Annotated in this window: 15 protein-coding genes; 6 read left to right on the top strand and 9 right to left on the bottom strand. The window is 45.6% G+C overall.

Features of this window, described 5'->3' with window-relative positions; genetic code table 11:
• Positions 1 to 31: 31 nt before the first annotated feature.
• Positions 32 to 2,164: an assimilatory nitrate reductase catalytic subunit NasC gene (nasC, locus tag BTW01_RS11030; protein ID WP_162103031.1), complete on the bottom strand. Its 2,133-nt coding sequence runs from the start codon at positions 2,162 to 2,164 to the stop codon at positions 32 to 34.
• Between the two features lie 6 nt (positions 2,165 to 2,170).
• The gene (nirB, locus tag BTW01_RS11025) at positions 2,171 to 4,474 is read right to left on the bottom strand and encodes a nitrite reductase large subunit NirB (RefSeq protein ID WP_162103030.1); all 2,304 of its coding nucleotides are present in this window, start codon (positions 4,472 to 4,474) and stop codon (positions 2,171 to 2,173) included.
• A 180-nt stretch (positions 4,475 to 4,654) separates the two neighbouring features.
• On the opposite strand from nirB, the gene BTW01_RS11020 reads away from it, so the two are divergent.
• On the top strand, positions 4,655 to 5,860 hold the full coding sequence (locus BTW01_RS11020) for an MFS transporter (RefSeq protein ID WP_162103029.1): 1,206 nt from the start codon (positions 4,655 to 4,657) through the stop codon (positions 5,858 to 5,860).
• A 162-nt stretch (positions 5,861 to 6,022) separates the two neighbouring features.
• On the opposite strand, the gene BTW01_RS11015 is transcribed toward BTW01_RS11020, so the two are convergent.
• The gene (locus BTW01_RS11015; protein ID WP_162103028.1) at positions 6,023 to 6,703 is read right to left on the bottom strand and encodes an amino acid ABC transporter permease; all 681 of its coding nucleotides are present in this window, start codon (positions 6,701 to 6,703) and stop codon (positions 6,023 to 6,025) included.
• Between the two features lie 9 nt (positions 6,704 to 6,712).
• Complete coding sequence (locus tag BTW01_RS11010) at positions 6,713 to 7,561, bottom strand: transporter substrate-binding domain-containing protein (protein ID WP_162103027.1); 849 nt, start codon at positions 7,559 to 7,561, stop codon at positions 6,713 to 6,715.
• 168 nt (positions 7,562 to 7,729) lie between these two features.
• Here BTW01_RS11010 and BTW01_RS11005 point away from each other — a divergent pair, with 168 nt between their 5' ends.
• From BTW01_RS11005 to BTW01_RS10995, 3 genes are all read left to right on the top strand, one after another.
• Positions 7,730 to 8,866, top strand: a complete 1,137-nt coding sequence (locus BTW01_RS11005; protein WP_162103026.1) for a zinc-dependent alcohol dehydrogenase — start codon at positions 7,730 to 7,732, stop codon at positions 8,864 to 8,866.
• A gap of 12 nt (positions 8,867 to 8,878) precedes the next feature.
• Positions 8,879 to 9,334, top strand: coding sequence for an RDD family protein (locus BTW01_RS11000; RefSeq protein ID WP_162103025.1), 456 nt, complete (start codon positions 8,879 to 8,881; stop codon positions 9,332 to 9,334).
• An 83-nt stretch (positions 9,335 to 9,417) separates the two neighbouring features.
• Positions 9,418 to 9,738: a YckD family protein gene (locus BTW01_RS10995; RefSeq protein ID WP_162103024.1), complete on the top strand. Its 321-nt coding sequence runs from the start codon at positions 9,418 to 9,420 to the stop codon at positions 9,736 to 9,738.
• A gap of 178 nt (positions 9,739 to 9,916) precedes the next feature.
• On the opposite strand, the gene BTW01_RS10990 is transcribed toward BTW01_RS10995, so the two are convergent.
• The 5 genes from BTW01_RS10990 to hxlA all read right to left on the bottom strand — a co-directional run bounded on the left by BTW01_RS10990 (position 9,917) and on the right by hxlA (position 13,991).
• On the bottom strand, positions 9,917 to 10,315 hold the full coding sequence (locus tag BTW01_RS10990; RefSeq protein ID WP_162103023.1) for a competence protein ComJ: 399 nt from the start codon (positions 10,313 to 10,315) through the stop codon (positions 9,917 to 9,919).
• Between the two features lie 22 nt (positions 10,316 to 10,337).
• On the bottom strand, positions 10,338 to 10,787 hold the full coding sequence (nucA, locus tag BTW01_RS10985) for a DNA-entry nuclease (RefSeq protein ID WP_162103022.1): 450 nt from the start codon (positions 10,785 to 10,787) through the stop codon (positions 10,338 to 10,340).
• A 172-nt stretch (positions 10,788 to 10,959) separates the two neighbouring features.
• A complete protein-coding gene (tlpC, locus tag BTW01_RS10980; protein ID WP_162103160.1) occupies positions 10,960 to 12,684 on the bottom strand; it encodes a methyl-accepting chemotaxis protein TlpC in 1,725 nt (574 codons plus the stop codon).
• Between the two features lie 112 nt (positions 12,685 to 12,796).
• Entirely contained in the window at positions 12,797 to 13,354 is a 558-nt protein-coding gene (gene hxlB, locus BTW01_RS10975; RefSeq protein ID WP_162103021.1) for a 6-phospho-3-hexuloisomerase, read from the bottom strand.
• 4 nt (positions 13,355 to 13,358) lie between these two features.
• Entirely contained in the window at positions 13,359 to 13,991 is a 633-nt protein-coding gene (gene hxlA / locus BTW01_RS10970) for a 3-hexulose-6-phosphate synthase (protein WP_162103020.1), read from the bottom strand.
• Between the two features lie 233 nt (positions 13,992 to 14,224).
• Here hxlA and hxlR point away from each other — a divergent pair, with 233 nt between their 5' ends.
• Together hxlR and srfAA are read left to right on the top strand one after the other, a co-directional pair.
• On the top strand, positions 14,225 to 14,587 hold the full coding sequence (hxlR, locus tag BTW01_RS10965; RefSeq protein WP_162103019.1) for a transcriptional activator HxlR: 363 nt from the start codon (positions 14,225 to 14,227) through the stop codon (positions 14,585 to 14,587).
• 559 nt (positions 14,588 to 15,146) lie between these two features.
• Positions 15,147 to 22,819, top strand: a 7,673-nt coding sequence (srfAA, locus tag BTW01_RS10960) for a surfactin non-ribosomal peptide synthetase SrfAA (protein ID WP_162103018.1), incomplete at its 3' end; no start/stop codon positions are given.

Below are 22,819 nucleotides of genomic sequence, written 5' to 3'. Positions count from 1 at the left end.
TACGAAAAGTTCTAAAAATTTTATGAATAATTTAAATAGGTCTGATTCGGACGGCGCACACCTTAAAACCGGGCATTTTACAGGCTGGGTCTAAGGCTTCGCCGATTAAATCATTCACATTTTGAGTCTCTGCCCAGTGGATGGGAACAAAAACGGTGTCTTTTCTGATTTGTTCTGAAAATTTGCTGCGGACGGTGATGCTTCCCCGCGGGGATTCAATTTTTACGAGGACACGGTCTTCAATATGGTAGGCTCTCGCTGTTTGCGGATGAATTTCCATAAACGATTCAAAATGTCTCGCGGCAAGGGCGGCGCTTTTTCTCGTTTGGACACCTGTTAAGTAATGAGACATGACACGTCCGGTCGTTAAATAAAGCGGATAGTCGGCTGTGGGTTTCTCTTTTGGAACGGTCGGTTCGTTCGGAATCACACTGAGTGCCGCTTTTTGATCCGGATGTGCAAATGAGTCCGCAAACAAACGCCCTGTTCCGGGATGATCCGGTTCCGGACATGGCCAATGAATACCGCCTTCACGCCTGAGCCTGTCATATGTGATGCCTGAATAATCAGCAATCCCGCCGCGGCTCGCTGCTCTTAATTCATTAAAAATATCCTCTGCTGATGAGTAGGAAAAATAGCGTTCTTTTCCAAGAGCAGCTGCGATTTCACAAATGATCTGCCAATCATGCTTTGCTTCATCGGGGCACGGTCTGCTTGCTTCTCTTAATGTCACGAGGCCTTCGACATTTGTCATCGAGCCCTCATCTTCTAAATAAGAGGAGGCGGGCAAAATCACATCTGCGTATGTCGCAGTCTCAGAAATAAACAAATCGATCGCGACGAAAAATCTCAGTTTTCTCAAAGCTTTTTTGACGAGGTTCGCATTTGGACTGGAGACAGCAGGGTTGGAGCACATGAGGAACAGTCCTTTGATATCGCCGTCATTGATTTTTTCCATCATTTCATAGGCTGAGACGCCTTTTCGCGGCAGATCATCTTGGTGGATTCCCCACACTTTCGCAATATGCGCCCGGTGTTGTTCGTTTTCAATAGATCGATAGCCCGGAAGCTGATCAGCTTTTTGCCCATGCTCTCTGGCGCCTTGCCCGTTTCCTTGTCCGGTGATCGCTCCATAGCCCGAGTACGGTTTGCCGATTTTTCCTGTGATCAGCACCATGTTTAAGAAACCCTTCACAGCCGCTGTTCCATCGGTTTGCTGCTCAATCCCGCGGGCTGTGAACAGCAGGCCTGATGTTTCCTTGGCGAACTTCACAGCGGCCTTACGCATATGTGCCAGCGGAATATCCGTCTGTTCAGCGATATCCTCCAGGCTCAGCGTGTCCGTATGCCGCTTCAGCTCTTCGTATCCATTTGTTCGTGATTGAATGAAATCTTCGTCCGCAAGCTGTTCGTCAATGATGATTTTGACGAGACCGTTGGCAAGGTCGGCGTCTGTGCCTGGTTTGATTTTTAAATGAAGGTCGGCGATGTTGGTGGTGGCTGTTTCACGCGGATCAATGGCGATGATATAGGCTCCGTTTTCTTTCGCTTTTTCAAAATACGGCATCATCGTTGGCTGGCATTCCGCAATATTGGTGCCGGCTAAAATAATCACACGGGTGTGGGGGATGTCTGATAAGGGATTCGTCAAGCCTCTGTCTGCCCCGAATGTTTGGTTGGCCGCGGTTGCTGCGGCGGACATGCAAAGTCTTCCATTGTAGTCGATGTATTTTGTCTGTAAGCCAACCCGTGCGAATTTCCCTAGCAAATACGCCTCCTCATTCGTAATTGAGGCGCTTCCGTATACAGCCATGGCGTCATGTCCGTGTTCGTGCTGTATCATCGTTACTTGGTCTTTGATATGGTGCAGTGCTTCTTCCCAGGAAACAGGCATAAATTCGCCGTTTTTCTTGAGCAGCGGCCGGGTGACGCGGGAGGCGTTCAGGGCATGCTGGTGGGCGTTCATGCCTTTCATGCATAGCCGGCCCTGTGTCGTAGGATTATTAATCCCGATCGCTGTGAACTTTTTCCGTGTGCCGATGGTTTGTTCCACGAGCTGCATTTTGCACTGCATGCTGCAAAACGGGCATTGGGTGTCATACGTTTTTTCTGATTGGATGTCTTGCTGTTTCTCGCGGAAATATCTAAGCAACGGTTCAGTCAAAATGTCTCATCCTTTCTGATGTGCGCCAGCGTTTTGAATTAGTAACAGGTCTGATTGAAGGCTTTCCAGCAGCTGATCCCTAAGGTACTCTTCAAATAGCTCTTCTCTGATACGAACGATCCCGAGCCGGTCCATCCACTGATGAACGGCTTCTAAGTAATGAGCTGTTTCACGATAATATTGGATCAGTCCTTTGATCATAGCGGCGGTGCTGTCTTCATTGTCAGTTACGCAAAACAGAGTGCCGGAATGTGCATGAATTCCTCGGACACCGCCGATGTAGATATCCCAGCCAGCCAGCGTTCGAACCGCACCAACATCTTGTATAGCGGCATCACTGCAGTCTGTTTCACACGATAAGCTGATAGAAATAGAAGCCGGCATGGAAAGGCTCTCAAGCTGCCTTTCGATTTGAGCAGCCAGCTGCTGAATCGGCCGGTTTTGGGCGCATGTACAAGCTTTGACACTTTGCAGCGCGCGCCGGCGTTCATTTAAAAAAGCGGGCATTTTCAAAGCCTTTTTGATATGCGGGAGATCCGTGGAGTTGATCCCCGAAAGCTTCAGTCTTTGGCTGTGAGTGATGGATACGTCAGGGATGCTGTATGCCTCGATGATGTTGGCGATGTTTCTTAACTGCTCCGCGTTTGTGCGTCCGCCGTACATTTGCGGAACCAGGATGCAAGTGTCTTCAGCGGCTGGATTAGGCTGGATGAAACCGGGGTACAGCATTTCCAGGTAGTATTGAATCGCAGGAACACAAGTGCTGCATCCGTTTTTCGTTTTCCAGCCAAACTGGCTCATCGCTTCTGCCGGATTACTGAATGGCCTGCGCTGAAGCTCGGCAATGATATCGTCTTCCGTAAAATCAGTGCAGCCGCAAAACGAAGGTGTGCCGGCGGGTTCTGTATACTGGCCGCTGGTCATGTATCTCAAAAGGTCTTCAACGAGCGGCTTGCATCCACCGCAGGAGCCGGATGCTTTGGTGCAGTGTTTGACTTCTTCGACGGTTGTTAGGGCATTTACATTCACCGCCTCCTCAATCGCGCCTTTCGTTACGGAGTTGCATTGGCAAATCGTTTCACTTGATGGCATGGATTCAAAAGATGTATCCGAGTTATCTGGTTCAAGCAGCTGTTTTTTCACGATCGAGATGTCTCGTTGTGTGAGCAGGCCGTCGAGAAATTTTTGCTTGTCACGTGTGTCTCCGAATAAAATGATGCCGGCCAGTTTGTCATCCTCAAAGAGTGCTTTTTTATAAATGCCAGTTTGTTCATCGTAAATGTTGATGCTCGTTGTGCGATTATCCTCGTGAACCTTTCCGGCTGACCACACATCAATCCCTGCTATTTTTAAAGCTGCAAATCGCGCCGAGCCTTGATATCCCTCGCAAGGAACTCCGCAAATATGTTTGGCGAGGACTTTTCCCTGTTCATAAAGGGGAGCTGCCAAACCGTATACTGTTCCGCTATGCTCAGCACATTCACCGACGGCGTAGACATTAGGTTCGCTCGTTTGCATATAGTCATTCACGACAATCCCGCGGTTGACTGCGATTCCAGATGATACAGCCAATTCAATATTCGGCTTCACCCCAGCCGCCATCACAATCAAGTCTGCTTTCAATGAAGAGCCGTCTTTAAAACGAATTCCATCTGCCTGCATGGTGCCAGAAATAGATACGGTGTTTTTCTCCAAATGAAAGGTTAAGCCTTTTCGTTCCAGCTCCGACTGCAGCAGCCGCGACGCCATTTGATCGAGCTGTTTTTGCATGATGCCGGCAGAGTGGTGGATGACGCTGACCTCCATGCCGAGATGCTGTAACCCGACTGCTGCTTCCAGTCCTAATAACCCGGCTCCGATCACCGCTGCCTTTCGATTGGGTTTGGCCATGCTTATCAATGCTTGGCAGTCTTCTATTGTTCGAAATCCGAAGACACCTTCTTTGTCCGCCCCGGGGACGGGGAGAATATAAGGGGAGGAGCCTGTTGCCACTATTAATTTGTCATAAGATAGAGTGCGTTTCTGATCTGTGATGACCCGCTGCTGATCTGTATCAATGTGAACAACCGTTTCACCTGTATACAGGGTAATTCCATGCTTGTCGTACCAATCCTTGCTGTTCAATGTAATATCGTCGAGTGACGCCTCACCCTGCAACACTGAGGATAAGAGAATACGATTATAGTTGGGATGCGGTTCGCTTCCGAAAACGACAATGTCGAACAAGTGGCGATTCAGCTTTAAAATGTCTTCAATACAGCGGATACCGGCCATTCCGTTTCCTGCTAACACCAATTTTTGCTTCTTCATGTACCAGACCTCCTTTGACGCAGCATGTAAGTGTTCTCTTATCAAAAATTATGTCACAATGCATTGTTAACGCATTAAACGTGTCATAAAAACTGACACATGTCTTTTCCAGAAAAAAATGGTCATATATCCTTAATTCAGAAAATTTAAAATAATCGAGAGCCAAGAAAGGGGAATCTTATGAAGCTATCGGAACTGAAAACCAGCGGACATCCACTCACTTTGTTTTGTTCCTTTTTATACTTTGATGTGAGTTTTATGATATGGGTTATGCTTGGAGCGCTGGGTGTTTATATTTCTCAGGATTTTGGCCTGTCTCCTTTTGAGAAAGGGCTTGTCGTAGCTGTGCCGATTTTATCAGGATCTGTATTTCGAATCATTTTAGGTGTGTTAACAGACAGAATCGGACCGAAAAAAACGGCAGTAATCGGAATGCTGGTGACAATGATTCCGCTGCTGTGGGGGACATTTGGCGGCCGTTCGTTGCCTGAGCTTTATGCCATCGGGATTCTGCTTGGCGTGGCGGGGGCAAGCTTTGCTGTAGCACTGCCTATGGCAAGCCGGTGGTATCCGCCTCATTTGCAAGGGCTGGCGATGGGGATCGCTGGTGCGGGAAACAGCGGTACGTTGTTTGCAACCCTGTTTGGCCCGCGTCTCGCCGAGCAGTTCGGCTGGCATATCGTCATGGGATTTGCGCTTATTCCTTTACTGATCGTCTTTGTTCTTTTTCTATCTATGGCAAAGGATTCTCCTGCACAGCTGGCGCCGCAGCCGCTTAAAAACTATCTGCATGTGTTCAGGCAAAAGGAAACATGGTTTTTCTGCCTGCTGTACAGCGTCACATTCGGCGGGTTTGTCGGGCTATCAAGCTTTTTATCTATTTTCTTTGTCGATCAATACCAGCTGTCAAAAATTCACGCGGGTGATTTCGTTACATTATGTGTGGCAGCGGGAAGCTTTTTCCGGCCTGTCGGGGGCTGGATTTCAGATCTTGTGGGCGGCACGAAAGTTCTTTCTGTCTTATTTATCATCGTGACCCTCTGTATGGCCGGGGTCAGCAGCCTGCCATCTCTCTCAATGGTCATTGTTCTTTTATTTGTCGGAATGATGGGACTCGGAATGGGGAATGGAGCCGTATTCCAGCTCGTCCCGCAGCGCTTTCGCAAAGAAATCGGCATGGTGACGGGAATCGTCGGCGCAGCCGGCGGTATTGGAGGTTTTTTCCTGCCAAACATTTTAGGATCGCTAAAACAGATGACAGGCACATATGCAATCGGTTTTATCACGTTTGCCTGTATCGCGCTGCTGGCGTTTGCGCTCGTGCTTGCCGCAAGCTTTTACTGGAAAAAAAGCTTGAGAGCAGAAAGCAGCCCGGCTGATGTTTAGGTTTTAAAATGGTGAACCAAAAAACTGTTCGCTTCTAAGAATTATCTGGTGCGTCTGGCATATTCTATTGCGAACAAGCCTAGCGCGCATTGTGGGGATGAAGCTGAATCAATAGAAAAAAGCCGTCCCCTGCGGAGCGGCTTTTATTAATGAAACGTTTGTTTAAACATAATGAGCGTATTTTTTCTCAAGGATATTCTGAATAGCGGCCGCTGCTGAGCAAATGGCCCAATAAATGAGAGCGGTCAGAATATACATGGTCATGTAATCAAACTCTCTGCCGCCGATGATTTTTGCGTGTTGGAGCAATTCCGGCACTGTAATCATCGCAGCGAGAGAGGACGCTTTGATTAAGTCGAGCAATACATTGGCAAGGGGCGGCAGGGCAATACGGATTGATTGCGGCAAAATAATGCCCTTCATCGTCTGCCAATAGGAAAGGCCGAGAGATGATGCGGCTTCCCATTGTCCTTTGTCAACGGATGAAATAGCTGAACGGTTAATTTCCGCAATATAGGCGGCACTGTTAAAGCTAAAGCCAAGCAAAGCTGCTGTGACAGCGGAAAATTCAATGCCGATATAAGGAAATCCGAAATAAAGGATAAACAAGATCACCAAAATCGGAACGCCTCGCATAAAGGAAATATAGAGCTTCGCCGGCCACCTTAACAAGGCAAGCTGAGACATTCTGGCGAGTGATAGGAACAGGCCGAGCACCATTCCGGCAAACATGCTTACAAAAGAGATGAGCAGTGTGTACCCAATGCCTTTAATGACATAAGGAAACGATTCAATGGCCAGCTTTGTATTGAAAATATATTCCCACTGAATGCTATTGATCATGGCGTCCGATTACAAATCAACGTCTTGAACGTCGGTATCCAGTTTCTTTGATACATCTGCTTTATTGAAAAACTGCTTCGACAGCTTAGCCAAAGTGCCATCCTTGCTCATCTCTTTCAGCGTTTCGTTCATCTTTTTCTGAAGTGCCGCATTGCTTTTTTTCATAACAAGCGCCTGTTTGTTCGGCATGTATTTGATGTCAGGATGGATCGTAATGTTGAGATCCGGGAACGCTGCGAGCGCAAGCGTCTGCAGGTAATAGTCATTCAAAATGATATCAGTGCGTCCGTTGGCGACATCTTTTAAATACTGCTCGTTGGTCGCATTATCATAAATCACTTCTTTGGCACCGTATTTTCTTGCGACATCCATGTAGACTGTCGTAGCTGCGCCAGCCGCTTTCTTTCCCTTTAAATCCGTAAACGTTTTAATCCCAGATAAATCGTCTTTTCTGACGATAGCTGTGCCGTATGAATATTTATATGGAGTAGAGAACGCGAACTTCTTCTCACGGTCTTTCGTGACATCGATGTCATTTGCGGCTGCATCAACCTGGCCGCTATTCACCGCTGTCAGCATCCCGTCAATACCCATCTCCTTGAACTCAACCTTCAGCCCAAGACGTTTTGCCGCTTCACGAACGACCTCAACCTCGTAGCCTGTCAGCTTATCAGAACCAGAATCGGTATCGTGAAAAGACGTGGGATAAAGCGTGCCTGATGTAGCAACAACAATTTTCCCTTTTTCTTTGATCTGCTCCCAGCCTGTATTTTCGGCTTCATTTTTGCCGGAACAGGCCGCCAATATAAGAAAGAAAGCCATTGTAAAGCTGAAAATGACGGCTTTGAATGATTTCACCTATGTTTCCCCCAATCTGTTAATCAACTAAAAAGATAGCATTGAACATAATGGGTTGCAACATGTTGATGGCGTTTTCAAAAAGTTAGAATTGTGTATACAAAAACGTGTGAAACGTTTAAAAGCAGCTGCAAAGGGAACCAGTGATAAAAAAGGAGTTGTACAAGCATGAAAGCACTGACATATCAAGGAAAAGAGCATGTTGAAGTGAAGAACGTAGCAGACCCTGGGATTCAGGATGCGAAGGACGCCATTATTCGTATTACCGCAACAGGAATTTGCGGCTCCGATCTTCATCTATATAAAAACGGAATTCCAGCGGCTCCGGATTATATCATCGGGCATGAACCAATGGGGATCGTAGAAGAAGTCGGAAACGATGTCAAAACGTTAAAAAAGGGCGATCGTGTTGTCATTCCGTTTAACATTGGCTGTGGTGAATGCTTCTATTGCAAGCATCAGATGGAAAGCCAATGTGATGAATCAAACCCTAATCCGCATACAGATGCAGGCGGCTTATTTGGATTCTCCGAATTTAACGGCAATTTTCCAGGTGGACAGGCGGAATACCTCCGTGTCCCATACGCTGACTTTTCTTCTTTTAAAATTCCGGCAGACAGCGAGCTTGAGGATGAACAAGTATTATTTTTATCCGATGTCATGCCGACCGCGTATTGGAGCGTGGAGCACAGCGGTGTGAAAAAAGGTGATACCGTCTTAATTTTAGGAGCAGGACCAATTGGATTGATGGCGCAAAAATTTGCTTGGATGAAGGGTGCAAAACGTGTCATCTCCGTTGACCAAGTGCCGCATCGGCTTGAGCACTCAAAACGGACAAACGGGGTAGAGACATTTAATTTTACAGAGCATGATGAAATCGGGAAGCTTCTTTATAATGAAACAAATGGCGGAGCAGACGTTGTCATTGATTGCGTGGGAATGGACGGAACGCCGCTTTCTAAAGAAGATATGTCTAAAAAGCCAAATCAGTTTGGAACAATCAGCCCGATCCTGACCGCTGCTGAATCCGTCCGAAAGTTTGGCACAGTTCAGCTGACAGGGGCCTATATTTCTCAAGCGGACGGCTTTCCGGTCGGTGATTTCTTCACAAGAAATATATCTATTAAAATGGGGCAGGCGCCAGTCATCCATCTCATGCCGATGCTGTATGAAATGGTGAAAAAGCAAGAAATCGATCCAACAGATATCATTACGCATAAATTAAGTCTTGCAGACGCCCCTAAAGCATATGATATATTTGATAAGAAAAAAGATGGAAACATCAAAGCAATACTGAAACCATAATGGGGGAGTCACATGAATATTTACAAACCAGCTGGATTTTGGATTAGACTGGGAGCTTCATTGCTAGATTACATTATTGTCTCGGTGCCTCTTTTGCTGATCTATTGGGTGATTACAGGAAAAGACCCAAACGACAGTATGTTCATCAGTCTGATTGTCCTGCTGTACTCTATGGTGCTGCCGGTATTTTGGCAGGGCTATCTTATCGGAAAAAGAATCTGCGGAATCAGAATCGTAAAAAAAGATGGGACGCAGGTTAATCTATTAACAATGTTTTTGCGGGTTATTGTTGCCGGTCTGGTATACACTATAACCTTTGGACTCGGCTTGATCGCCAGCCTGATTATGATTGGCGTTCGAGATGACAAACGGACACTGCATGATTTAATCGCGGGAACGTATGTCACTTACGCGTCTCCTGGTGAAGAAGAACTTTATACTGACGAACAGATTAGAAAGAGCGAATAATGGTTTCGCTCTTTTTATTTTGCATGTATAAAAAAAGCGCGGCAGCAAACCCTATAAAAAATACGATTGGAGGAATAAATTGGATGGAGAAAATAAAACTCAATATCATCACAATATTCATTGCCGCGACACTCATATCTCTGGCCGGCGCAGCTGAAGCCGCTGACAAACAGCAGCAGCCTCCCGCAAATGTCACATTGACAGATCAGCAAAAGAAGGAAATTGAACAGCTGGAAGCAGAGATACTAAAAAAGCGTAAAGATGTAATTTCAAAGTATGTTCAATACGGTGTTCTGCCAAAAGAAAGAGGAGAACACATCAAAGATCACATGGACAAACACTTTGACATGATGAAACAAAACGGCTTTGTACCAAAGCCTCATCCTCATACACATCAACGGTAAGCATCCAACAGGAATTGGGTGCTTTTTTATAGGGTATAATGCCAGTTTTGTAAGTGAATTTTTTAAAAAAATATCGATGAATCATTTAAAACGTTTTAGGTATCCGGATGTAATGAAGACGAATGGGGAAAGTTTATGAAATGTCCCTGAGAGAGTCATACTCTCAGGGACATTATCATTACACAGAAACAGCATCAATAATATAAGTGTCTGCGTGAAGGTCTGACATTTCAGCCGGCACAGTCCAGCATGTCAATTGATAGTCTCCCTTCGGAAGGTCATAGGCCAGCCTTTTAGACATGATGCTTTCAATTTCAATTCCGTTTTCTGTGACCTGAAAAGGAACAGTCACTTTCTTTTCGCAGGAGTTTACGGTTTCTAAACTGTTTAGGCGCACAAGAATAAAAGCCTTTGTATTTCTCTGTGCTTCAAAAGAAATCGCTCCGTCCGCCGCCGCAAATCCTTTTTCGATCGCTTCGTCAGTCCAATCCATAACAGGAGGTGCAGAACCCTTTTGAAATACAGTAAATTGATGATATGAAATCGACAGTTCTTGCGGTTTCCATGACTTGATCAATGTGCTGTTCCTCCTCTATTATTTATTGAATCGTGAATAAAACTTTTGTGCCGTCTGGATAATCGGTAAGCTGATGACCAACCCAAGAGCCTGCACCGCGGTTGTCAGCGGGAGAAATATATTCTACAGAAGCCCCTTCACCGCCTTCTTTGCACATGGCCATTGGCCATTCATCCCTGTCATACCCTGTTTTTGGCGATACGTCTTTTAATGATTGCTCACGGCGTTCCTCAGCTCCATCTCTGTCAATGGTGCACACATCTGAGTGTCCTTCATTAATCGCATCCTTAATGTGTTTGGCCGTTTCGGGATAACGGTCAGAAGGGAGAGCGATTGTTTTGTCATCCTCTTTCGTTGGAGATGGTTTTTGATCAGTTGAGAAAAAGTCTCCCTTTATCAGGCCGGCAGCTGCAGCTGCTATGACGATGATGGCGAGAAGTATTGTTTTTATGATGTTCATCGTGCTGTTCACCTCCCGCTTTTAGCAACTTAAAGCTGTTCCAAGGGTAATCCAGAAAGTATATGGTGTAAAGGATGAAATTTTTAGTTTTACGATCAGTTTTTTGCTGAAATTGTAATTTTAGCAGATCGAAATATTAATTTTCAGTAGAATACCTTTGCCAATTTACAATATTGACAGTAAGTTATTGACTGTTTTCGGGTTGATTAATCATTTTAAATTGGCTTATGATACCAGTAAGCTCCTCGGCTAATTGAGATAATGTTTCAGACGCTGCAGTAATCTCTTCCATTGCAGCAAATTGCTCTTCTGTTAACGCAGCCGCCTGCCGGGTATGTTCAGTAGAACTTTTAATATCGGCTGTATTGGCTGAAAAGGATTCATTTATGTCGTGTGTACTGGCTGAAATGTTTGATACAGATGCTGAGAGGTCACTGATTTCAGCGCTGATTTCTCCTGTTGCCGCTGTAATTTCCTTAAATGCATCTCTGGTGCGCTGGATCATGGTGACACCTTCCGCAGCCTCTGTTTTCACATGCTCAACAGATCTTGCAGATTGGTTCATATCTTTTTGTATTTCTGTGATTAGTTTTGAAATCTGTCCCGCGGATCGTTGAGATTCTTCCGCTAATTTACGTACTTCATCAGCAACAACTGCAAATCCTTTACCGTGTTCACCGGCTCTTGCAGCCTCAATCGCGGCATTCAGCGCAAGCAGGTTTGTCTGATCGGCAATTTGGGTGATAACAGACAAAATATCCTCAATTTGCTTAGAGCGGCCCTCCAGCTGGAGTATGATTTCTCCGCTTTTCTCGATCGAATCGTGAATCGCATCCATTTGTGCCTGTATATCTGAAATTTCCTTTTGCCCAATGTCAGCTTTTGATTGTGCCAGCTGTCCTTTGTCAGCGATAGCGGATGTGTTTGCAGAAATATGCCGGATGTCCGCTGAAGCTTGTTTTAATGAGCTTTCGCTGTTTTCAATTCGGGTGATTTGATGCTGAGCTCCATTTGCTATCTGTTGTACAGCTTCTGTAATCTTTTCTGAAGCTTGATTTGTTTCCTCTGCTCCCGCTGAGAGCTGCTGAGAGGCAGACGCTAGCTGAAGGGCTGAGTGCTGTACGGTTTGAATGGTATCATTCAATTTCATTCTCATCTTATTGTAATAGACGCTGAGTTCTGATAGCTCGTCACCGGATTTGTCTGACACCTCGATTGTCATATCTCCGTCTCCGGCACTTTCAAAGGCGGATTTTAAAGTGTTCAGCCGTTTATTGATTCTTCTGGTGAAAAGCACAACAAGGATAATTGATACAATGATGACAATAACAAGAACGATAGAGAATTGAGTGAAAAGAGAATGCGTCAGTGATGCTAAGATGTTTTGATTGGCTCCAGTATACAGCATGCCGATAATATTCCCGTTTTGATCTTTTAAAGGCATGTATGCCGTCTGATAAGAAGAACCCGCCACGTCTGCTTGTCCGTAGAATTGTTTTCCATTCTTTAAAACAGCGTCAGTAACTTCAGAAGAAGCTTGAGTGCCGACAGCTCTTTCGCCGTTTTTCATGACATTGGTTGCAACACGAGTATCCTGTAGAAAAATAGTTATAGTATCGCCTGTTTTTTCGCCAAGCAGATCAACGATATCTTCATTTCCGTTAATTTGTGTTTGGCCTTTATAAAGCTTATTGTTTTTTACCTGCCAGTCCCCTGAAACGACATCATCAATATATGTGCTGCTTAAAGCGAGATCACCTTTCGCTTTTTCAGTCGCCATTTGTTTCATGCCGCCTGTAATCTCCTTAAGCATCACAGTGCCGACAGATATTGAAAACAAAAGAATAATCACGAAAACCAGGAATAGAATTTTTGTTCCTAGTTTAAGCTTTAGTTGTTTTATCACTATATTTCCTCCTTTTTATGATTTGCAGATCATATTATTTATCGGATTTTCAGGTTTAAAGTTTTATTTTAGAAAATAATAAAACCGGCCTGATCTTCAGGCCGGTTGTGTGACGCTATTCAAGGTTTGCGTGATGGGTGAACATGGTTTTAGAATCGAGTCCTTGTTTCTCCATGAGTTTTAAAATCACTGCATCATAGAACAGCAGCAAAGTTTGCTCGAATAATGATCCCATTGGCTGTATGGTTTTATTGCTTCCTTTTGATTGGTCTTTAGGAGAACCAGGCATTTTGACGATGAGATCCGCTTGTTTGCCGATGCTTGAGTCCGGATTGATCGTTAAAGCGGCCACAACTCCGTGTAAGCTTTTTGCTTTTTCTGCTGTATGGATCAGGCTCTTTGTCTCGCCTGACCCTGAGCCTATTATGACGAGATCTCCTTCGTGGAGCGGCGGAGTGAGAATCTCACCGACAATATGTGCGTTGAAGCCCATGTGCAGCAATCGCATCGCAAAGGATTTTGCCATCAGGCCAGACCGTCCCGCACCCGCAGTGAAAATTTGGTTGGATGAGAGAATGCGGTCGGCAAGCTGATCAGCTTCTTCCTCAGAAATATATGCCGCTGAACGGCGTAACTCATTGAGAATTTCCGTTACGTATTCAGTCGTTTTCATCACGTTATCCTTGGGCAATAAGCTGTTTCATTTTTGAAGCTGTTCCCGCTTTATCAGCTGCACTTGTGATTCCGCCTCCGACAATGACAAGATCAGGCTTTTGCTTGATCACTTCTGGCAGCGTATCAAGTTTGATTCCGCCCGCAATTGCAGTTTTTGCGTTTTTTACGGCATTTTTGATTGTCGTTAATTCTTCGAAAGAATTTTTGCCCTCTGCTTGAAGATCGTAGCCAGTGTGGACGCAAATGTAATCAACGCCGAGTGCGTCAATTTCTTTCGCGCGAGATTCAATATCTTTCACGTTAATCATATCTACTAAAATTTTCTTGTTCTGTTTTTTCGCTTCTTCTACAGCGCCTTTAATCGTTGCGTCGTCTGTAGCTCCCAACACAGTGATGATGTCAGCGCCTGCTTCTGACGCTTTCATGATTTCGTATCCGCCGGCATCCATGATTTTCAGGTCTGCTAATACCTTCAATTTCGGAAATGCTTCTTTCATTTCTTTAACGGCTTTGAGGCCTTCATTAATGACAACCGGTGTTCCGATCTCAACTACGTCGATGTGTTGTTCCACTTCTTTGACGAGCTCGATGGCTTCTGGGATATTTACGAGGTCTAATGCTAGTTGTAATTCCATTTCTGATCTACTCCTTTTTGCGAATGTATTGTTCATTCTATAGGTTCCCTCTTTTATTGAGAAGTAGGCACTTTGAAGTCAACTAGTTACTTGGAGGATACTGTTAGGAAAAACAATCAGATTTCTTTCGCTTATTTTTATGAGTGTTTATAATAAAAATGTGTCTGCAAAAAAGTAAGTAAGTGATGATACGTATTTAACATACAAAAAATATACTGAGGGGGGGATTTCTTTTGAGCCGGATGGACAACAAAAGGTTTAATTGTGAGAAAGAATTAACGCTTGCGGTGATCGGTGGTAAATGGAAAATGCTCATTTTGTGGCATTTAGGAAAAGAAGGCACAAAACGATTCAATGAATTGAAAGCTTTGATTCCTGATATTACGCAGAAGATTCTCGTGAATCAGCTGAGAGAGCTTGAGGAGGATATGATTGTTCACAGGGAAGTATATCCGGTTGTCCCGCCGAAAGTTGAATATTCCTTAACCCCGCAAGGAGAAAGCCTGATGCCCATACTTGAAGCTATGTATGAGTGGGGGAAAGGCTATATGGAATTGATTGATATCAATAAAAATGTCATTAAAGAATCGTTGTAAGACCTCTTATCATAAAGAGGTCTTTTTTTGTGTGTTTTTCGGTTTTTGCGCTGTAAATAGATGTTATGTAAAGAATTAAAAAGCTTATGGTAAATAGGTCGAGCGTTTTTTTGAAATGTTTTTATTTTTCTGTAAATAATGTTTAGTGGAAATTTTTGCGGCATGACGCAAAAATATCCCAGTAAATAAACTGGAATCTTTCGGTATACCGCATGAAACTTTTAACCTAATTTTCGGTGATAAAAATATTTTTTTCATTTAAAGTGAACGGTGACAAGGTAAAAAATATTGAAAACAATGAATAAATAGACAGAAATGTTTCCTAATGGAATGAGGGGGATACGGGGCGTAATCTGCTTGTTAAACCCACAATGATGGTTGGCGGCAGTTCGTTTAATAGAGGTAAACTGCTTTTTTTGTTTCGTTGCACTGCTTTTTGTGTGGTTCTTTAGACTTTTTTGATTATTAGGTCATAAGAATTAAAAGGTTTTATGGATAAGAAAAAGAAAATACGTTGCACATGTTCACGGCTTATAAAGATTAGGGGAGGAATCATAATATGGAAATAACTTTTTACCCTTTAACGGATGCACAAAAACGAATTTGGTATACAGAAAAATTTTATCCTCACACAAGTATTTCAAATCTTGCTGGGATTGGTAAGCTGGTTTCAGTTGATAAAATTGAATGGGAGCTTGTTGAGAAGGCCATTCAAGAGTTTATCCGGAGAAATGACGCCATGCGCCTTCGTTTGCGGCTCGATGAAAACGGGGAGCCAGTCCAATATATAAGCGAGTATCGGCCTGTTGATATAAAACATACAGACACCACTAGAGATCCAAATGCGATAGAGTCCATTTCACAATGGAGCCGGGAGGAAACGAAAAAACCTTTGCCGTTATACGATTGTGATTTGTTCCGTTTTTCCTTGTTTACGTTAAAGGAAAATGAAGTGTGGTTTTATGCAAATGTTCATCACGTGATTTCGGATGGAATTTCTATGAATATTCTCGGAAATGCGATTATGCACATTTATTCAGAATTAGCCAGCGGTTCAGACACAAAAGAAGGCATCTCGCATTCATTTATCGATCATGTTTTATCTGAACAGGACTATGCTCAATCAAAGCGGTTTGAAAAGGACAAGACGTTTTGGAACAAACAATTTGAATCGGTGCCTGAACTTGTTTCCTTGAAACGGAATACTGGTGCAGGAGGAAGTTTAAGTGCTGAGAGGTTCTCTGAAGATGTGCCTGAAGCGCTTCATCAGCAGATTCTATCATTTTGTGAGGCGAACAAGGTCAGTGTGCTTTCTGTGTTTCAATCGGTGCTTGCCGCTTATTTATACAGAGTCAGCGGCCAAAATGATGTTGTGACGGGAACCTTTATGGGCAACCGGACGAATGCGAAAGAGAAGCAGATGCTCGGAATGTTTGTTTCCACGGTTCCGCTTCGAACAAATATTGACGGCGGACAAGCGTTTTTAGATTTTGTCAAAGACCGAATGAAGGATCTCATGAAGACCCTTCGTCACCAAAAGTACCCTTATAACCTTCTGATCAATGATTTGCGTGAATCGAAAAGTTCTTTGACGAAGCTGTTTACGGTATCTCTTGAATATCAAGTGATGCAGTGGCAGAAAGAAGAGAGTCTTGCCTTTTTGACTGAGCCGATTTTCAGCGGCAGCGGATTAAATGATGTCTCCATTCATGTGAAGGATCGATGGGATACTGGGAAACTTACCATTGATTTTGATTATCGCACTGATCTATTTTCGCGTGAAGAAATCAAAAATGTTTGTGAACGCATGATGACGATGCTGCAAAACGCGTTAGTGCATCCAGATCTTGCGATTGATGAATTAACGCTGGTTTCTGAGTCGGAGAAAGAGAAGCTGCTTGAGATGGCCGGCGGTGAATCTGTCAGCTATCGTAAGGATATGACGATTCCAGAACTGTTCCGCGAACAGGCTGAACGGCTTGCTGATCAGCCGGCGGTTGTATTTGAAGATCAAACATTGACCTATCAATCGTTACATGAGCAATCTGCACGTATCGCCAATGTGCTGAAAAAGAAAGGCATTGGCCCGGACAGTCCTGTCGCGGTACTGATTGAACGCTCAGAACGGGTGATTACGTCTATTTTGGGGATTTTAAAAGCCGGCGGAGCTTATGTGCCGATCGATCCCGCTTTTCCGGCAGAGCGCATTCAATATATTCTGGAGGACTGCGGTGCGGACTTTATCCTGACTGAATCGAAGGTTGCGACTCCTGCAGCTAATGCTGAGCTGATTGATTTTGATCAGGCAATGGCAGAAGGTGCGAGTGAAAGCTTGAATGCAGATGTGAACGCGAGAAACCTTGCTTATATTATTTACACATCGGGAACAACCGGACGTCCGAAAGGCGTAATGATCGAGCATCGCCAGGTTCATCATTTGGTTGAATCTTTACAGCGGACGATTTACCAAAGCGGCAGCCAGACATTGCGGATGGCATTGCTTGCGCCGTTCCATTTTGATGCGTCAGTAAAGCAGATCTTCGCGTCGCTTCTTTTGGGACAAACACTTTATATCGTACCGAAAAAAACAGTGACGAACGGATCTGCGCTTGCTGCCTATTATCGCAGGAACAGCATTGAAGCGACGGACGGAACACCGGCCCATCTGCAAATGCTGATCGCAGCGGGAGATTTTGAAGGGCTCAAACTGGAGCATATGCTGATCGGAGGAGAGGGCCTCTCGTCTGTTGTTGCAGACAAGCTGCTAAAGCTGTTTAAGGAAGCAGGCACAGCGCTGCGTTTGACAAATGTGTATGGACCGACCGAAACGTGTGTGGACGCGTCTGTTCATCCGGTTAATCCAGAGAGTACCGTTCAATCAGCGTATGTGCCAATCGGGAAAGCGCTGGGAAATAACCGCTTATATATTTTGGATCAAAAAGGCCGGCTGCAGCCGGAAGGCGTGACGGGCGAGCTTTACATCGCGGGCGATGGTGTCGGCCGAGGTTATTTGCATTTGCCTGAATTGACGGATGAGAAGTTTTTACAAGATCCGTTCGTGCCAGACGATCGCATGTACCGTACAGGAGATGTGGTGCGCTGGCTGCCAGATGGAACAATCGAATATTTAGGAAGAGAAGATGATCAGGTCAAAGTCCGCGGATATCGGATTGAGCTTGGTGAAATTGAAGCTGTGATTCAGCAGGCGCCAGACGTTGCGAAAGCGGTTGTTTTGGCTCGTCCTGACGAACAGGGAAATCTTGAGGTTTGCGCCTATGTGGTGCGGAAGCCTGGCGGCGAATTTGCTCCAGTCAGTCTGCGGGAGCATGCGGCGAGAAAGCTTCCTGACTATATGGTGCCGGCATATTTTACAGAAATCACAGAAATTCCGCTTACGCCAAGCGGTAAAGTAGACCGACGCAAGCTGTTTGCACTAGAGGTGAAGGCAGTCAGCGGAACGGTCTATACGGCGCCGCGCAATGAGACGGAAAAAGCAATCGCAGCCATTTGGCAGGACGTGCTGAATGTTGAAAAGGCGGGGATTTTTGACAATTTCTTTGAAACGGGCGGTCATTCCTTAAAGGCGATGACGCTTTTAACAAAGATTCATAAGGAAACAGGTGCTGAGATTCCGCTTCAATATTTGTTTGAGCATCCGACGATTGCTTCACTTGCAGAGGAAGTCGATCACAGAGACAGCCGGGCATTTGCGGCGATTGAACCTGCCGAAAAACAGGAGCATTACCCGCTTTCCTTGTCCCAGCAGCGAATGTATATCGTCAGCCAGTTCGACGATACCAGAGTCGGATACAACATGCCTGCGGCAGCGATTTTGGAAGGGCCTTTAGAAATCCACAAGCTGGAGCGCGCATTTCAAGGGTTAATCCTCCGCCACGAGTCTTTAAGAACGTCATTTGTTCTTGAAGGCAGCACGCCGAGACAGAAAATTCATGACAGCATTGATTTCAATATTGAATTGATTGAAAGAGGCGGCCGTTCCGATGAAGCGGTTATAACTTCATTTGTCCGAAGATTTGACTTGGCAAAAGCGCCGCTATTCAGAATCGGCTTGATGGAGCTTGAAGAGAACCGTCATATGCTGCTGTTTGACATGCATCATTTGATTTCTGACGGTGTATCCATCGGCATTATCTTGGAGGAGTTAGCACAGTTATACAGAGGCGAACAGCTTCCAGAGCTTCGTGTTCAGTATAAGGATTACGCCGTGTGGCAAAGCGGTCAGGCCGCTGAAGGGTATCAGAGCGACCGGGCGTATTGGAAGGGAACTTTTGCGGGCGAGCTTCCTGTGCTTCAGCTTCAGCCCGATTACCCGAGACCGTCTGTTCAAAGCTTTGAAGGAGACCGGGTGTCAATCAAGCTGGATGCTTGTTTGAAGGATCGCCTTAATCGTTTGGCTGAACAAAATGGCGCCACGCTGTATATGGTCATGCTATCTGCTTACTATACGCTTTTGTCAAAGTATACCGGGCAAGATGACATTATTGTCGGGACGCCGTTAGCGGGCAGAAACCACTCTGATACAGAGGGCATTGTCGGGATGTTTGTCAATACGCTCGCGATCCGCAGTGAGGTGAAGCAGAACGAGACGTTTACCGATTTAATCGCGCGCGTACGCAAGCACGTGCTGGAGGCTTTTTCTCATCAGGATTATCCGTTTGAGTGGCTTGTTGATGATTTGAATATCCCGCGTGATGTAAGCAGACATCCGCTGTTTGACACGATGTTCAGTCTTCAAAACGCGACAGAGGGCATTCCGGCTGTCGGTGATCTGGCTATATCTGTTCATGAGACCAACTTCAAGATTGCTAAATTTGATTTGACGATGCAGGCGAGAGAAACCGATCAAGGCATTGAGCTTGAATTGGACTACAGCACGAAGCTATTTAAACAAAGCACGGCTGAAAGGATGCTCAACCATTTTGCACGTTTGCTTGAAGATACTTCGGCTGAGCCTGAAAGACAAATAGCTGAATACACGCTTCTTTCTGAAGAGGAGGCTGCTTCTCACATTCAACAGTTTAATCCAGAAAGAACATCTTATCCGAAAGACAAAACGATCGTTCAGCTGTTTGAAGAGCAAGCGGCGAAAACACCAGATCATCCTGCGCTTCAATATGAAGGCGAATCACTTACTTATCGTGAGCTGAATGAACGGGCCAATCGGTTAGCGCGCGGCATTCTTCCTCTTGGCGCAGGCGAAGGCAGAACAGCGGCTGTATTATGTGATCGGTCCCTGGACATGATTGTGTCGATTCTCGCGGTGTTAAAAGCAGGATCAGCTTATGTTCCGATTGATCCGGAGCACCCGATCCAGCGGATGCGGCATTTCTTCCATGACAGCGGAGCGAAGGTGCTTCTCACTCAGAAGACATTAAAGGATTTAGCAGAAAAAGCAGAATTCGATGGTGCTGTTGTACTCGCGGATGAGGAAGAAAGCTATCATGCCGATGCCCAAAATCTCGCGCTGCCTCTTGATTCGGGGGCGATGGCCAACCTGACGTATACTTCCGGAACGACAGGAACACCAAAGGGGAATATCGTGACACATGCCAATATTTTGCGCACGGTGAAGGAAACGAATTATCTCAGTATTACTGAACAGGATACGATTCTCGGACTTTCCAATTACGTGTTTGACGCGTTTATGTTTGATATGTTCGGTTCCTTATTAAACGGTGCCAAGCTTGTGCTGATACCGAAGGAAACCGTATTGGATATGGCTCGCCTGTCTCGCGTTATTGAGCGGGAAAACATCAGCATTCTCATGATTACAACCGCTTTGTTTCATCTGCTTGTGGACTTGAATCCATCGTGCTTGTCAACATTGCGCAAGATTATGTTTGGCGGGGAGCGGGCTTCGGTTGAGCATATCAGAAAAGCTTTGCAAACGGTCGGGAAAGGCAAACTGCTTCACATGTACGGGCCGTCTGAGAGCACGGTTTTCGCAACATATCATTCGGTTGATGAATTGCCGGAGCATACACTGTCTGTTCCGATTGGAAAACCGGTCAGTAATACAGAGGTATATATCCTTGATCAGGCGGGACACGTGCAGCCTGCAGGGATTGCCGGAGAGCTTTGTGTCAGCGGCGAAGGGCTTGTGAAAGGCTATTACAACCGTCCAGAACTGACTGAGGAGAAGTTCGTTCCGAATCCGTTTATGTCCGGCGAACGCATGTATAAAACGGGTGACCTTGCCAGATGGCTGCCGAATGGCGACATTGAATTCATCGGGAGAATCGACCATCAGGTGAAAATCCGCGGACAGCGCATTGAGCTTGGAGAAATCGAACATCAGCTGCAAACCCATGACCGTGTGCAGGAAACTGTCGTGCTTGCTGTTGATCAAGGAGCGGGAGGCAAGCTGCTCTGCGCTTACTTTGTCGGAGAGGGAGACATCCCATCTCAAGAGCTAAGGGAGCATGCGGCGAAGGATCTGCCGGCTTATATGGTTCCTGCGGTATTTATCCAAATGGACGAGCTGCCGCTGACCGGAAACGGAAAAATCGACCGGAGAGCGCTCCCGCTTCCTGATGCCAGTGTCTCAAGAGGTGTGTCATATGTTGCGCCTCGAAATGAAACCGAAGAAAAACTCGCAGACATTTGGGCACAGGTGCTTCAGGCTGAACAAGTCGGCGTTTATGACCATTTCTTTGATATCGGCGGACATTCATTAGCAGGCATGAAGATGCTTGCCTTGGTCCATCAGGAACTGGGTGTTGAGCTGTCACTCAAAGATCTCTTCCAGTCACCGACGCTTGAAGGCTTTGCACAGGTTATTGCCACTGCTGAAAAAGGGACAGCCATCAGCATCAGCCCGGCAAAGAAACAAGATACGTACCCTGTTTCTTCACCGCAAAAACGGATGTACGTACTCGAAAAGCTTGAGGGAGCGCAAACGAGCTATAACATGCCGGCGGTTCTGCGCCTTACGGGTGAACTTGATGTTGAAAGGCTGAACAGCGTCATGCAGCAGTTAATGCAGCGACATGAAGCCTTTAGAACCACCTTTGAAATGAAAGATGGAGAAACGGTGCAGCGGATCTGGGAGGAAGCTGAGTGTGAGCTGACCTATTTTGAAGCTGCAGAAGAAGAGACGGAACGGATTGTATCTGAGTTTATCAAGCCTTTCCATGTCGATCGGCTTCCGCTATTCAGAATGGGTCTGATCAAGCATTCAAACACTGAGCATGTGCTGCTATTCGATATGCATCATATTATTTCTGACGGTACGTCTGTCGGTGTGCTGATTGAGGAGCTTTCGAAGCTGTACGACGGAGAAACCCTTGAACCGCTCCGTATTCAATATAAGGATTATGCCGTGTGGCAGCAGCAGTTCATTCAGTCTGAGCTTTACAGGAAGCAAGAGGAGCATTGGCTGAAGGAGTTGGAAGGCGAGCTGCCGGTGCTGACGCTTCCAACTGACTATAGCCGGCCTGCGGTTCAAACGTTCGAAGGTGACCGCATTGCTTTTACATTGGAAGCGGGCAAAGCTGATGAACTGCGCAGGCTTGCAAAAGAAACGGATTCCACATTGTACATGGTGCTTCTGGCTTCATACAGTGCATTTTTATCCAAACTGAGCGGACAGCACGATATCATTGTCGGTTCACCTGTAGTTGGACGGTCTCAAGCAGAAGTCAGCCGCGTGATCGGAATGTTCGTCAATACATTGGCGCTGCGCACGTATCCGCAGGGTGAAAAGTTATTTACTGACTATCTTCGCGAAGTGAAAGAAACAGCACTCAGCGCTTTTGAAGCACAGGATTACCCGCTTGAGGACCTGATCGGGAACGTACAGGTTCAGCGAGACACGAGCAGAAATCCGTTATTTGATGCCGTATTTTCAATGCAAAATGCGAACATCAAGGATTTAACGATGAAAGGGATTCAGCTTGAGCCGCATCCGTTTGAGCGGAAAACGGCCAAGTTTGACATCACACTGACGGCTGACGAAACGGACGGAGGGCTGACGTTCGTGCTTGAATACAATACAGCGCTGTTTAAGCCTGAAACAATTGAACGTTGGAAGCAATACTGGATGCAAATTCTAGATGCAGTAACCGGAAACCCGAACCAGCCGCTTTCGAGCCTGTCACTCGTTACTGAAACAGAAAAACAAACGCTTCTTGAGGCATGGAAAGGAAAAACACTGCCTGTGCCGACAGACAAAACGGTTCATCAGCTATTTGAAGAAACGGCTCAGCGCCA

The sequence above is a fragment of the Bacillus sp. SKDU12 genome (genome assembly GCF_010093085.1).
Taxonomy (GTDB): domain Bacteria; phylum Bacillota; class Bacilli; order Bacillales; family Bacillaceae; genus Bacillus; species Bacillus mexicanus.
Note: the sequence above shows the minus strand (reverse complement) of the source record. Positions and strands in the feature narration are given on the sequence as shown.